Source organism: Bradyrhizobium sp. UFLA01-814, from assembly GCF_046718885.1.
Lineage (GTDB): Bacteria > Pseudomonadota > Alphaproteobacteria > Rhizobiales > Xanthobacteraceae > Bradyrhizobium > Bradyrhizobium elkanii.
Window position 1 is genome coordinate 22,666 of the sequence record NZ_JAQOSR010000091.1, and the last position, 13,282, is coordinate 35,947.

Sequence of the window (13,282 nt, forward strand, 5' to 3'; positions counted from 1 at the left end):
ATTGATTACCGGCCGAGAGCCGCACGAACCTGTTTGAGCGCTGCCGCGGCATCCGGGCCCTTCGACTTTGCCCATTCATCCCAGAATGCCGAGATCACCTTGGTGCCGGCGTCAATATCGCCGGGCTGTTCCGGCGTGACGGTCATCCCGCCCTCGGCAAACTTCTTGCTGAGACCGTCTTCCTCGTCCGCCATGGCCTTGGTGATCGTTGGCATGTTGTCTGTGATCGCCTTGCGGACCTTGGCCTGGATCTCCGGTGACAGCTTGTTGAAGCGATCCTTGTTCACGATGATGATGGAATTGAAGTAGTTGATGCCCAGCCGATAGTTGAATTTCAGCAGGTCCTTCCAGGTGTTTCCGCCGCCGGTGTTGGCGGTGAGCACGCCGTCGACGATGCTGCGATCCAGCGCCGAGGGGACTTCCGGCGCGCCAAGCGTGACCGGCACGCCGCCGAGCCGCTTGATGAATTCGCCCTGCTCGGGCGAGGTCACGCGGATCTTCTGCCCTTTGATGTCTGCGAGCGAGATCAGCTTCTTGCTCGAGAATGCGACCTGGTAAGGATAAAGGTATTGCCCGAGCACCAGCACGCCTTTTTTCTCGAAGGCCTTTTCCAGGTACGGCGCCATGATGTCGGCGGCTTTCTTGTATTCATCAAGCGAGCGGATCAGCAGCGGCAATCGCAGGACGCCGCCAATCGGCACGTTGCCGAGAAAGTATCCGTCGTCGCCCATCTGCACGACGTCGTCGCTGACCGCCTGGGTGATGGTCGTGGTGTTGATCGGAAGCGATCCGCCGAGGTGCAGCCGGATCGTCAGCTCGCCGGCGGTATCCTTCTCGATCTGCTCGATGATGGCGTTCATGCCCTTGGCCGCTGCAACCGTCGCCACGGGATTGTAGATGTAGAGATCCCATTTCTCGGCGGCGGAGGCGGGGGCGGCCGTTGCAAGGCCCGCCAGTGCAATGGCCCCTACAATTGCATGCGCAAATCCGCGGCGGCTCGTCGGCATCATCGTTCGCTCCCGGTCGTTTATTGTCGTTGAGGAAAACTATGTTTGATCGCGGCCCGGCCAGCAAGTGAACGAACGGTCATAATCAATCGCATATGTGATAAATGCCTGGATCACGCCGAAGCGTATTGATCGTTCTGCGATCACGTAGAAGTTGGACATCCCGCGTGGCGAGCCGGTAGACGCGGCCAACTGAACGAGAGAGTTTCGGAATGGACACGACCCCTGCAGATGGCCCGTTGGGCGGAATCCGCGTCATCGACCTGACCAATGTGATCATGGGGCCGTTTGCGACCCACATCATGGCCGATCTCGGTGCGGACGTGATCAAGATCGAGAGCGAGGAAGGCGATTCCTTTCGCACCTACCGTCCCAATCGCAGCGAGGGCATGGCCGGCGGCTTTCTCCATCTCAACCGCAACAAGCGTAGCGTCGTGCTTGACTTGAAGCAGCCATCGGGAATGGCTGCACTGCACAAGCTGATTGCGACGGCCGATGTCTTCGTACACTCGCTCCGTCCCAGGGCGATCGATAAGCTCGGATCTGGCTATCAGGCGGTTCGTGCGATCAAGCCGGATATCATTTATTGCGGCGCTTACGGTTTCAGCGAGAAGGGACCTTATCGCGACAAGGCCGCTTATGACGACATCATCCAGGCGGGCTCCGGCCTTGCCGCGCTGCACCTTGCCGCGCGAGGCGAGCCGGCATTCATGCCGACCGTGCTGTGCGACAAGCTATCGGGGCAGGCAGTCGCCTATTCGGTGATGGCGGCCTTGTTCCAGCGTGAGCGCGGCGGCGGCGGCCAGGCCATCGAGGTGCCGATGTTTGAGACCACGGCGGAATTCGCCTATATCGAGCATCTGCTCGGCTTTGCCTTCGAGCCCTCGCTTGGAAGTCCCGGCTATAGCCGTGTCGTCAGCCCGCGGCGGAAGCCGTTTCGGACCGGCGACGGCTACATGTGCATCCTTCCCTATTCGGATCGGAACTGGCGCGATTTCTTCGATTTTATCGGGCGTCCCGAGCTGAAGTCGGACGTCCGTTTCTTCCCGCTGGTCGAGCGGGCGTCTCATCTGGAGACGCTTTACGAGATTATCGAACAAGAAGCTCCCAGGCGCTCCACCGCCGCATGGGTCGCGTTCTGCGATGACGTCAGCATTCCCTGCATGCCTGTGCTCGGCCTCGCTGACTTGCCCGATGACGAGCACATGAAGGCCGTCGGAATGTTCGCGCGTGCCGAACATCCGTCGGAAGGCGCGTACAAATCGATCCGGGCACCGGTGTCCTTTAGCTTAGCACCGTTCCGCCTGCGCCGGCATGCGCCTCGCTTGGGCGAGCATACGGCCGAGATCCTGGCAGAGATCGGAATGGACGCTGCGCCGGCGTCTGCCAACAGCGTCAGGAGCAAGTGAGGCGCCGGGCGCATTGCGCTAAGCGAGATAATCTGAAGGAGGTTCAATTGCGCGCATTTCGGTTCGAGTCCCTGACGCTTCCGCCGGAAGCCGATGCGATGCGGCGCAAGGTCCGCGTGTTCCTTGAGGATGAGCGGGCCAATCGACGCTATGCCGCCCACCGGACGTCGTGGTCGACATTCGATCCGGAATTCAGCCGGCGCGCCGCGAAGGCGGGCTTCATCGGCATGACCTGGCCGAGGCAATATGGCGGCGGCGAGTATTCCAACCTCGAGCGTTTCGTCGTCACCGAGGAGATGCTGGCGGCCGGGGCACCAGGCGGAGCGCACTGGATCGCCGATCGGCAGTCGGGTCCTCAGATCCTCAAGCATGGCAGCGAACGTGCGAAGGAGTTGATCCTGCCCAGAATCGCGTCGGGCGAGTGCTATTTCGGCATTGGCATGAGCGAGCCCGACTCCGGCTCGGACCTCGCGGCCGCTCGAACCAGGGCAGATCGGGTGGAAGACGGCTGGATAATCAACGGCGCCAAGATCTGGACATCGAACGCACACCGCGTCCACTACCTGATTGTGCTGGCCCGCACCGGGCCACCCGGCCAGGATCGCCATGCCGGCTTGTCCCAGTTCATCGTGGATACGACGTCGAAGGGTATCGAGATCAGGCCGATCATGAACCTGTCGGGCGGACACGAGTTCAACGAGGTTTTCTTCAAGGACTGCTTCGTTCCGGACGACATGATGATCGGTAAGCCGGGTGAAGGCTGGACGCATGTCACCGGCGAGTTGGCGTTCGAACGGGCCGGTCCGGACCGCTTGATGTCCGATATCCGCCTGCTCGTCGAACTGATCAACAAGGTGGGACACGAACCGAATGAACGCCAGGCCGTCGAGATCGGTCGGCTGGCGGTTCACTTCGCTACGCTGCGGCGAATGTCGTCCTCGATCGCCGGGCTTCTGGAGCAGGGCGGGACCCCGGTCACGGAAGCCGCGCTTGTCAAGGACGTCGGCACGGCATTCGAACGCGAGGTCCCGGAGATCGTGCGGAAGCTCCTGCCGATGGAAGCGAGCCTCGACGATGAGGACGAATACTCGCAAGGACTGGCGCACGTGCTGCTACACGCCCCGTCCTTCACCATTCGCGGAGGAACGCCGGAAATCCTGCGCGGGATGATTGCCCGCAGTCTCGGATTGCGGTGAGAAGGAGCGCATCATGGAAGACATGTCAGCTATCGTACTCGAGCAGGCAGACCGCCTGTTTCAGCAACACATCGACAAGCAGATCCTGCTGGAGGCCGATGCAGGTCATTGGCCGGGGTCGCTGTGGGGTGCTCTGGACGATGCCGGCTTGCCACTCGCCCTCGTGCCGGATGCGAAGGGCGGCGTCGGACTTGCTTCGAGCGTGGCTGCGAGCCTGATCCGCAGGTCCGCATTTCATTCGGTGCCGCTGCCGCTCGCGGAAACCATCATGGCCAACGCCCTGTGGACGGATGCCGGCGGGGAGGTCATCAAAGGAGCCATGACGCTTGCGCCGGTCAATCCGCTGGATCGCATCACGCTCGTAGCGGGCGCCAGGGGCGCGACACTCCATGGCACCGCGCGCCACGTTCCATGGGGCAAGCAGGCGTTGCACGCGCTGGTATTCGCTCGCGAGGCATCCGGAAAGGCGTTCCTCTGTCGCGTGCCCACCGCAAAGATCAGCTCGACCAAGGCGCGACGGAACGTCGCTTGCGAGCCACGCGAAGACATCGACTTCGACGGCGTGCACCTTTCATCGAACGACGTGTCGCCGGCATCCTCCTGCCTCGCCGCAGAGGGTTTGATGCCATTCGGCGCGGCCATCCGGGTGCAACAAATGATCGGAGGGATGGAGCGCTGCATGGACTATGCTTTGGCCTATGCCAATGAACGTGTCCAGTTTGGCCGTCCGATCAGCAAGTTCCAGGCCGTTCAGCACATGTTGGCGATTGCTGCCGGGCATTTCGCGGCAGCGTCGGCGGCCGGCGACGCGCTCTCCGAGGCACCGCTGCTCGGCGACAATGCGTTTGCCGTGGCGATCGCAAAGTCCCGTTGCGGCGAGGCCGCCGGACAGGTTGCCGCCATATGCCATCAGGTGCACGGCGCTATGGGATTTACGCAGGAGCACCCGCTGCATTATGCCACTCGCCGGTTGTGGTCATGGCGCGACGAATGGGGCGCCGAACCGTGGTGGCAGGAAAAAATTGGCCGGGTAATCTGCGCGCGCGGCGGAGAAGGCTTCTGGCCGCTGCTGGTCGACCGGCCGGAAGCTGTCGGCGCCGCCTAAGCTGACGGAGCGGGCCGGAGATAGCGCTGCACGACATCATTGAGCAGTGCGACGATCTCGGCTCGACGTCGTGTCATGTCCTGCAGAGGACCTGACACTGCAACGGCGAGCGCTCTGTTCCATCCGTCGATGCCTTCGGGCAGGGGAATGGCAATCGACCCTGCGCCCGGCGTCACCAGTCCTGCCGAGAAGAAGTAGCCATCACGCCGCGTGCGGCCGACATTCTCGACCACCTGATTGATGTCGATACGCGGAATTCCGAGCGCTGCCTCCGCATTCGTGCGCGTGCAGAGGCCGCGGATCTCTCTGTCGCTACATGCAGTCAGCAGCGAAAAGCCGGTGGCCGACCAGACCACCAGCCGCCGGGATCCCGGCGGAACGTGGAAGCGCATCGCGGACCTCGCCTGCAGCACGTGGATATACTGCGCGAAGATGCCGCTGCGCGCGGCGATGATCACGGTGTCGCCGGTCTTGTGGGACAGCTCTTCAAGCATCCTGATCAGGCTGCCGTTTCTGACCGGGCCCTTGTCCAGCCAGGTCCCGAGCAGGGTGACACGCGGTGAGGGCAGGAAGCTGCGGCTCTCCGGCAAATAGTCCATGTAACCTAGCTCGACCAGGCAGTTGAGGAGGATGGAGGTCGATGATTGCGGAAACGCAAGGCGTTCGGCCACTTCGGCAACCCGCGCGTCGCGCTGAATTTCGTCGAAGAACTCAAGAATCCGAAGCACGCGTCCCGCCGACTTGACCGAGCCCGCTGCGGGAGGGCCATAGCTCGTGGCTTCCGTGATTTGACTGTCTGCGGAGATTTTGGTTCTTCGTGTGGGCATTGTACGACGACTGATCCTGCTATTTTCGCAGACGCCTGGTCTTCTCTCGTTCAGATGTACGCGTCGTCCCGCTGCGCATTTTCAAGGCGATCCCCAATTCGCTGGCCGCATCGCGCACGACAGACAATATTTGCTGGGCGTCGCGTGAAATCAGTTCGGACAGACCGCCGATTCCAAGTCCGATAGGTTGCTCGAGCGGTCCGCGCGGCATCGCAACGCAGACAATACCGGCGCCGAGCGAGATCCGCCCCAGCGAAATCGCAAACCCGGTCCGTCGGATTTGCTTCAGCTCTTCCATAATTTCGGGAAGCGGCGAGACGAATGGATTCGCATTCCATAGATTGGAAACGTCGGAGGGGCGGATGCCTTGTGCTCCTTCGTCCTTGACGCGTCGTTTCGTCTGTTGCCAAAGCTCCTCGACCGTCTGGTCCGGCATCTCCGAGAGCAGCAGTCGCCCCATGCCGGCTTCCATCAGTGGCAGCCGCGATCCCACCGGGATGTCGAGGCGCATCGCGTGACGACCGGGAATCACGTCGATGTAGCGCACGCACAGATCAGACGGGACGCCGAGCAGGATCGTCTGGCTGGTGCGTTCACCAACCGCGACCATCAGCGATCTAACGTCCGCGCGCGAGACGCTCGGCTCGACCCAGTTGCCCAACGCCGCTACCCGGCTGCTGGGAAGGATTCCCCGACTATCATGATCAACGACGAGATAACCGGCATTGATCATGCTCTGTACGATCGTCGACGTGCTCGACTGGGGAAATGCGAGACTTGCCGACAGTTCCGCGATGGTCACGGCCCGCTGTCTGGAATCGATGTACTCCAGAATCTGCAACGTGCGCAGTGACGACTTCACACTGATTCCCAAGGACTTGCCGGATCGTGATCGTGGCATGTTTCCTCCGTTTAATCAGATATATGATATTAAATATCTTATTGACGATCAAGGTAATCTGCGTTGTTCTCTCGGCGAAAACAAATGCGAAGGAAACGCGATGGAAGGCTTGCCGAACACCATGTGGCAGCCCGCGGTCGAGGCCGGGTTCGTGGACGAGGTGCGGCGGTTCGTGAAGCAGCGCATCGTGCCGCTGGCCAATGAGATCGACGCCAAGGACCTGTACCCGGCCGAGATCGTTCGCGATCTTGCAAAGCTCGGCTGCAACGCGATCTCGCTGCCGAAGGAATTCGGCGGCCGCGAACTGGGTTACGCCCACAGCGTCGCCGCCTGCGAGGAGATCGGCTACGGGAGCGCCGCCGTTGCGATCTGTCTGATCACGATCTTCCAGGCGCAGACGATGCTGAACACGTTCGGCTCGGAAAGCCTTAAGCAGCAATATTTGCCGCAATTCGCGCGGGGGCTGATCGCCTCCTACGCTCTCACTGAAGCTTCGCATGGCAGCGATATCCGCAAGCTCGAGACCAAGGCCCGCAGGGAAGGGGATGGCTGGGTTCTGAACGGCGAGAAGTCGTTCATTACGTCCGGCTCGCGCGCCGAGCTTTTTGTGATCCTGGCGCAGACCGATGTCGGCGTCTCCGTCTTTGTCGTTCCCCGCGAGTCCGCCGGCGTTTCGACCTATATCGGCGAGAACTCGGCGACCTTCGGCCTGCGCAACGGCCCGCATGTCAACGTTCGGCTGCAGGACGTGCGCCTTCCGTTCGATCACCTGATCGGGCAGGAGGGCAAGGGCGTTCGCCAGGCCGTCACGACGCTCGACTATTCGCGGACATTGGCCGCCGGCATATCCGTTGGAATTGCACGGGCGGCGTTCGATGCCGCGCTGGTCTTCGCGCGCGATCGCACCGCCTTTGACCAGAAGGTGGTCAATTTTCAGGGTATCCAGTGGTACTTCGCCGATATGCTGGCGAAGATCGATGCCGCGCGTCTGCTGGTCTATGATGCCGCGCGGGCGCTCGACAATCACGACGACGTCATTCGCCGTGCCAGCGCCGCGAAGCTGCTGGCGTCGGAGGTGGCGACCGAGGTCGCAGCGCGCTGCGTCCAGATCTGCGGCGCCTACGGCACCATGGTGAATGCGCCATTCGGCCGCTTCATGCGCGACGCCAAGACCTACGAGATCGGCGGCGGTTCGTCCGAAGTGCTGAAGAATGCCCTTGCAAAGCGTGTCCTGACCTACGCGGCCGAGCTATGATCCTCGAGCGCCTGTCCCACTGGGCGTCAGTCACGCCGCAAAGGCCGTTCGTCGTCACGGCCGAGCGGTCGTACTCCTTTGCGGAGGTTCATTCGCTGTCGCGTCGGTGTGCGACGCTGTTGCGATCGCGCGGCATCGGGAAGGGCGATCATGTGGCGCTGATCGCGGGCAATTCCGCCGCATTCCTGATCACGTGGTTCGGCATCAACGCGGCCGGTGCCGTCGCAGTGTGCCTGAACGACCAGCTGAAGGGTGATAGCATCGATTATCTGGTCACGCAATCCGATGCCAAGCTGATCATGGCCGATCGGGACTGGCTGGAGTCCAGGCGTGGCGATCTTCGAGGTGGCGCCGCAGAACCCCCCTTCGTCTTGATCGACGACGACGAGTTTCTTCGGGAGCTTGCCGGTCTGCCCGAGGGCGAGACCGCGGCCATCGCACCGCATGATGTCTGCACTATCCTGTACACGTCGGGAACGACCGGGCGGCCAAAGGGCGTGATGTGCGCACATGGCGGTTACGCGGCGACCGGCGTGCAGTCGGCCCGGATCCTCGAACTGACCGCCGACGATCGCATCTTCGTCTATCTGCCGCTATATCACACCAATCCGCAGACCTATGCCGTCATGTCCGCATTGACGGTAGGAGCGTCGCTCGGGCTCCGGCGACGATTCTCGGCGACCTCGTTCTTCGAGGACGCGAAGGCTTTGCAGGCGACGGGATGCACGTTCGTCGGCACGGTGCTTGCGATTCTGGCCGCGCGCTATGCCGAGCCGATGCGCGACCACGCGATGCGGTTCACGATCGGAGGCGGTACGACGGCAGAGCTCGCCCGCACCGTCGAGGACCGCTTCGGGTTCAAGGTGCACGAACTCTACGGCATGACCGAGGTCGGAGGCTGGGTTTCCGGGAGTACGGCTCGCGACCACAAGCTCGGCGCCAACGGCCGGGTGCGGCCGGACATGCAGGTTCAGATCGTGGACCCCGACGACAACCCGCTCCCGGTTGGCGAGCGCGGTGAAATCGTGGTTCGTCCGCTCGAGCCGAACCGAGTCCTGCTGGGCTACTACAACAAGCCGGACGAATTCGCGAAAGCGAGCCGGAACTTCTGGTTTCACACCGGCGATGTCGGCAGCTTCGATTCCGACGGATATCTATATTTTCATGGACGCACCAAAGAGCTCATTCGGCGTGGTGGAGAGATGATCTCGCCGCAGGAGCTCGAGGACCGTCTGCTGAAGCTGCCCGGGGTCCGGGATTGCGCGATCGTCGGCGTCGCCGATCCCATCATGGGGGAGGAGGTCAAGGCGGTAGTCGTGACGGACGACGATTTCGATCTGCGCGACGTGCGCAGGCGGCTTGCCGATCAGGTGCCGACATACATGCTGCCTCGGTTCGTCGAGCGAGTTCTCGCGATACCGCGCACCCAGACCGAAAAGATCCTGCGCCGCGAACTGCAATACATCGATGATCGGGTCACCGATCTCACCAATAATGAAAACGGGAGGAATTTGAAATGAAAGGGCTTGCGAGGGTACTTGGTGTACTGGCTTGCTGTCTGGCGACCGGTGCCTGGGCGGGAGACAAATCGGGGACGGTGAAGATCGGTGTCCTGACCGACATGACCGGGGTGTTCTCCGATCTGACCGGAAATGGATCGGTCGAGGCAGCCAAGATGGCGATCGAGAAGTTTGGCGGCAAGGTCAACGGCCGTCCGGTCGAGCTCGTGTTTGCCGATCACCAGAACAAGGCCGACGTCGGCCTTGGTATCCTGCGTCGCTGGTATCAGGTCGACGATGTCGATGCGGTGTTCGACTTCGCCAACTCGGCCGTCGCGCTCGGCGCCGTCGAGATCACGAAGGAGTTCGACCGGGTTATGGTTCCGTCTGGCGTCGGCGCGACCGACCTGACCGGCTCCAAGTGCTCGCCCAACACGATCCACTGGACCTGGGACTCCTATGGAAACGCCAATGCGCTGGTCAAGAGTGTGATGCATCAGGGCGGAAAGAAGTGGTTCTTCGTCACGGTCGACTATGCGTTCGGGCACAGCCTTGAGGAGAACGTCACGAAGTTCGTCAAGGCAGCGGGTGGTACCCTGCTGGGCTCCGTGCGTCATCCGCTCAACACGTCGGACTTCAGCTCCTATCTTCTGACAGCACAGTCGTCCGGTGCGGACGTCATCGTGCTGGCCAGCGGCGGAGCCGATCTCTCGAACGCGATCAAGCAGGCCCGCGAGTTCGGGATCACGTCGGACAAGTACAAGATTGTCGCGCCGCAGTTCAATCTTGCCGTCGTACACGCGGCGGGCCTTGACGCTACGCAGGGTCTGCTCGCCGCCGGCAGCATGAACTGGACCAAGGACGAGACGACGCGAGCCTTCGCGACCGAGCTCGCCAAGCGCAACAAGGGGATTCACCCCGATGCGCTCCAGGGCGGCGTTTACTCCTCGGTGCTGGCCTATCTCGGCGCCGTCGAGAAAGTCGGCAGCACCGATGGCCGCAAGGTGGTCGAATATCTGAAATCGGTCCCGGTCAAGGACCCGCTGCTTGGCGATGGCGTGGTCCGCGCCGACGGGCGTATGACGCATCCGGTGCAGATCTTCCAGGTCAAGTCGCCGAAGGAATCGAAGGAGCCATGGGATTACTTCCGGACTATCGATACGATCCCCGGCGACCAGGCGTTCCGGCCGCTGAATGAAAGCGATTGCCCGCTCGTCAAAGCGTCACGATGACCGGCACACCCTCGATTGCACTCGTCGGTCTCGGTGAGGTCGGCACCAGCTTTGCGAGCGCATTGCTCGATCGCGGTGTCGAGCTGAAGGTTGCCTCGCGCGCATCGCCACGCGCGACGGCCTCGGCGAAGAAGCTCGGCATCGACGTCGACGAGGATGTCGCGCGGGCGGCGAGCACGGCCGACTTCGTGCTGCTGACGATCACCGGCGATGGGCTGCGCGACGTGGTCAAAACAATCGCACCGGTACTACGGGAGCAGGCGATCCTTGCCGACCTGACCGCCGCCGATCCGCCACAGGTGATTGCGGCCGCCGAAACGCTCGGTGCGAACCGTGCGCGGTTCGTCGATGTGGCGATCATGGGCGCCGTCAGCCTGCACGGCATCGGGACGCCCTTGCTGGCGTCGGGCGAGAAGGCAACGGACTTCGCGGAGGCGATGAATGCGCTCGGCTTTTCCGTATCGGCCCGCGACGGCTCCGCGGTTGGCGATGCATCGAGCCTGAAGCTGCTCCGGAGCCTGTTTGCCAAGGGCCTCGATGCGCTGGTCGTGGAGTCGATGCTGGCCGCGGAGGCACTCGGCTTGCGACGGGACCTGATCGAACTGCTCGGCGATTTCGATCAGCGTCCATTGCGCGACCACATCGACATGTATCTGAGGACGCATCCTCCCCATGCCGGCCGGCGGTTGGTGGAGATGGAGCTGGCGGAAACGCAGTTGAAGTCGCTCGGGCTCAGGAGCCTGACCACCCGCGCGACCATCGATCGCTATCGCCACACAACGGACCTGGTCCGGCAGGATGGGGCGATGCCGGGGCTGGATGCTTCAGCGGCCCTGCAATGGCTTCTGGCCGCCGAACGAGCCAGCACAGACAAGAACAAGAGCTGAAGGACATTCGCCGATGGATTCGAAGGAGATGGGTGCGAAGGAGCGGCTGGTCTACGTCACGCCCGCCCTTTTGAAGAGGCAGATCGAACTTGTGTTGTCGGCATGGGGGATGACGCCGGACAAGGTCAACGTGACCGCGGATCTATTGGTCGAAACCGATCTGCGCGGCATCGAATCTCACGGCGCGTCCATGCTCCCTCTCTATGACAAGATGCGGCGCGCCGGCGGACTCAACATGACGCCGCAGCCGCGGATCGTGAAGGAGAATGCCGCCACGGCTCTCATGGACGGCGATGCGGGCCTCGGCCATCCCGTCGCGGTCGAGGCGATGAACCTCGCGGTCACGAAGTGCAAGGCGATTGGCATCGGTGCCGTCTCGGTCGTCAATTCGCATCACTTTGGAGCGACCGGGCTCTATGCCGAGATGGCGGCGCGCCAGGGTGTCATCGCACTTGTCACGTCGTCGGCTCGTACCGTTGCAGTGCTCCCGACCGGCGGCACGACGCCCGTGCTCGGCACCAACCCGATTGCGTTCGCAGCGCCGGCCGGCAGGGGGGATCCGTTTCTTCTAGACATGTCGACCTCCGCGGTCGCCGCCAACAAGGTCAAGGTCTACGCATATCATCAGACGCCGCTTCCGGTCGGCTGGGTGGTGGACGGCTCCGGCAGGCCGGTCACCGACCCCACGGAAGGCTTCCGGACCTGCATGGAGAGCGACGTCGGCGGATTGATGCCGATGGGCGGCACCCGCGAAACCGGCACCCATAAGGGCTACGGTCTTGCCGTGATGGCGCAATTGCTCGGCAGCACGCTGGCGGGCGGCTCGTTCTCGCCGTTTCGCAGCCGGGATACGAAGCCGGGCACGCCCGACAATATCGGTCATTTCTTCCTTGCGCTGGATCCGGATTTCTTCCGTGCCGGCGGGTCATTCGAGGACGACGTCAGCGACATCCTGGATCACCTTCGCGCGACGCCTGCCGTCGATCCGGACAACCCGGTGATCGTCGCCGGTGAGCCGGAATTCGCGCGCAGAGCGGAGCGGCTGAAGACCGGCATTCCACTCAACGATGTGTTTCTGGATGAAGTGAAGGCCGTCGCAACGAGCGCGGCCGTCGATTTCATTCTCGATTCAAAGGTGCAGTGACGATGCTTCATTTCGACGGTGTCATTAAGGATTGTCTCCCTCCGCGACTGGCTTCAACTCCGGAGAGGATCAAGGTTCCGGCTGGCGCGTGGGAGACGCATGCCCACGTTATCGGTCCCGCAGTCGACTATCCTTTTGTATCAGGCAGACACTTCAATCCACCGCCGGCATCGCCTGCCGATTTCGTCGCGATGCTCGACAGGGTCGGCATGCAGTATGGTGTCGTCGTGCAGGTGTCGGTGCACGGAACCGATAACCGGCTGCTCGTCAAGGCATTGCGCGAATACCCCGACAGGCTGTGTGGGGTCGCCGTGATCGACCCCGATATCTCCGACAAAGAGATCGCCGAGCTCAAGGATGCCGGCGTGCGCGGTATCCGCATTCTCGATATCGTCGGCGGCGGTGTCGGCCTGCAGAATCTCGAAGTCCTGGCGGACCGCTGCGCGGAAGTTGGCTGGCACGTTCAGGTCGCGACCCGCGGCGAGACTTATCCCGAAATCGTCGATCGACTGCTTCGACTGCGGGCACCCTTCATCATCGATCACATGGGGTGGTGCGCCGCGGCAAACGGCCTTGACAGCCCCGAATTCCAGGCGGTGCTCCGCATTGTCCGAAACTCAAGCTGCTACGTGAAGCTGTCCGGCGGCTTCAGACTTTCGGCGCAATCCTATCCGTTCCGCGACGTCGTTCCGTTTGCCGAAGCATTGATCGATGCCGCGCCCGATCGGATGGTGTGGGGAAGTGACTGGCCCCATGTCGGTCTCTACGACGCTGCCACTGTCCCGGACGTCGGTGAGATCCTCGATGGGCTCGCCAAGTA

The 13,282-nt window shown here is 62.4% G+C and carries 12 protein-coding genes; 9 read left to right on the forward strand and 3 right to left on the reverse strand.

Going from position 1 to position 13,282, the window contains the following annotated elements:
- Positions 1-5 precede the first annotated feature (5 nt).
- Entirely contained in the window at positions 6-1,010 is a 1,005-nt protein-coding gene (gene dctP / locus PMN64_RS25410; RefSeq protein WP_411782596.1) for a TRAP transporter substrate-binding protein DctP, read from the reverse strand.
- Positions 1,011-1,219: 209 nt separating this feature from the next.
- Here dctP and PMN64_RS25415 point away from each other — a divergent pair, with 209 nt between their 5' ends.
- The 3 genes from PMN64_RS25415 to PMN64_RS25425 are packed head-to-tail and all read left to right on the forward strand — an operon-like array spanning position 1,220 to position 4,717.
- Positions 1,220-2,416 (forward strand): CaiB/BaiF CoA transferase family protein, encoded by a 1,197-nt coding sequence (locus PMN64_RS25415; protein ID WP_411782597.1) that lies wholly within the window; start codon positions 1,220-1,222, stop codon positions 2,414-2,416.
- Complete coding sequence (locus tag PMN64_RS25420) at positions 2,413-3,612, forward strand: acyl-CoA dehydrogenase family protein (protein ID WP_411782598.1); 1,200 nt, start codon at positions 2,413-2,415, stop codon at positions 3,610-3,612. Before PMN64_RS25415 ends, PMN64_RS25420 begins: the two co-directional genes overlap by 4 nt.
- 13 nt (positions 3,613-3,625) lie before the next feature.
- Positions 3,626-4,717, forward strand: coding sequence for an acyl-CoA dehydrogenase family protein (locus PMN64_RS25425; RefSeq protein WP_411782599.1), 1,092 nt, complete (start codon positions 3,626-3,628; stop codon positions 4,715-4,717).
- Here PMN64_RS25425 and PMN64_RS25430 read toward each other — a convergent pair.
- Both PMN64_RS25430 and PMN64_RS25435 read right to left on the reverse strand, forming a co-directional pair.
- On the reverse strand, positions 4,714-5,445 hold the full coding sequence (locus tag PMN64_RS25430; RefSeq protein ID WP_411782600.1) for an IclR family transcriptional regulator: 732 nt from the start codon (positions 5,443-5,445) through the stop codon (positions 4,714-4,716). The genes PMN64_RS25425 and PMN64_RS25430 overlap by 4 nt on opposite strands.
- 118 nt (positions 5,446-5,563) lie before the next feature.
- Positions 5,564-6,406 (reverse strand): IclR family transcriptional regulator, encoded by an 843-nt coding sequence (locus PMN64_RS25435; RefSeq protein WP_028334197.1) that lies wholly within the window; start codon positions 6,404-6,406, stop codon positions 5,564-5,566.
- Positions 6,407-6,545: 139 nt separating this feature from the next.
- Between PMN64_RS25435 and PMN64_RS25440 the strand changes: the two genes are divergently transcribed.
- From PMN64_RS25440 to PMN64_RS25465, 6 genes are all read left to right on the forward strand, one after another.
- Entirely contained in the window at positions 6,546-7,700 is a 1,155-nt protein-coding gene (locus PMN64_RS25440; protein ID WP_411782601.1) for an acyl-CoA dehydrogenase family protein, read from the forward strand.
- The gene (locus PMN64_RS25445; RefSeq protein WP_411782602.1) at positions 7,697-9,220 is read left to right on the forward strand and encodes a class I adenylate-forming enzyme family protein; all 1,524 of its coding nucleotides are present in this window, start codon (positions 7,697-7,699) and stop codon (positions 9,218-9,220) included. Before PMN64_RS25440 ends, PMN64_RS25445 begins: the two co-directional genes overlap by 4 nt.
- Positions 9,217-10,431 carry an ABC transporter substrate-binding protein gene (locus tag PMN64_RS25450; protein WP_411782603.1) on the forward strand — a complete coding sequence of 405 codons (1,215 nt, stop codon included), beginning with the start codon at positions 9,217-9,219 and terminating at the stop codon, positions 10,429-10,431. Before PMN64_RS25445 ends, PMN64_RS25450 begins: the two co-directional genes overlap by 4 nt.
- Positions 10,428-11,318, forward strand: coding sequence for an NAD(P)-binding domain-containing protein (locus PMN64_RS25455; protein WP_411782604.1), 891 nt, complete (start codon positions 10,428-10,430; stop codon positions 11,316-11,318). The genes PMN64_RS25450 and PMN64_RS25455 overlap by 4 nt, the downstream gene beginning before the upstream one ends.
- A gap of 13 nt (positions 11,319-11,331) precedes the next feature.
- Positions 11,332-12,462, forward strand: a complete 1,131-nt coding sequence (locus tag PMN64_RS25460) for an Ldh family oxidoreductase (protein WP_411782605.1) — start codon at positions 11,332-11,334, stop codon at positions 12,460-12,462.
- 2 nt (positions 12,463-12,464) lie between these two features.
- A partial coding sequence (locus tag PMN64_RS25465; protein WP_411782606.1) for an amidohydrolase family protein occupies positions 12,465-13,282 on the forward strand: 818 nt, incomplete at its 3' end.

Excerpts from the sequence above, each read along its gene's own strand:
- dctP (WP_411782596.1), bottom strand. The coding sequence starts at position 1,010 with ATGATGCCGACGAGCCGCCGCGGATTTGCGCATGCAATTGTAGGGGCC.
- PMN64_RS25415 (WP_411782597.1), top strand. The coding sequence starts at position 1,220 with ATGGACACGACCCCTGCAGATGGCCCGTTGGGCGGAATCCGCGTCATC.
- PMN64_RS25425 (WP_411782599.1), top strand. The coding sequence starts at position 3,626 with ATGGAAGACATGTCAGCTATCGTACTCGAGCAGGCAGACCGCCTGTTT.
- PMN64_RS25440 (WP_411782601.1), top strand. The coding sequence starts at position 6,546 with ATGGAAGGCTTGCCGAACACCATGTGGCAGCCCGCGGTCGAGGCCGGG.
- PMN64_RS25445 (WP_411782602.1), top strand. The coding sequence starts at position 7,697 with ATGATCCTCGAGCGCCTGTCCCACTGGGCGTCAGTCACGCCGCAAAGG.
- PMN64_RS25450 (WP_411782603.1), top strand. The coding sequence starts at position 9,217 with ATGAAAGGGCTTGCGAGGGTACTTGGTGTACTGGCTTGCTGTCTGGCG.
- PMN64_RS25455 (WP_411782604.1), top strand. The coding sequence starts at position 10,428 with ATGACCGGCACACCCTCGATTGCACTCGTCGGTCTCGGTGAGGTCGGC.
- PMN64_RS25460 (WP_411782605.1), top strand. The coding sequence starts at position 11,332 with ATGGATTCGAAGGAGATGGGTGCGAAGGAGCGGCTGGTCTACGTCACG.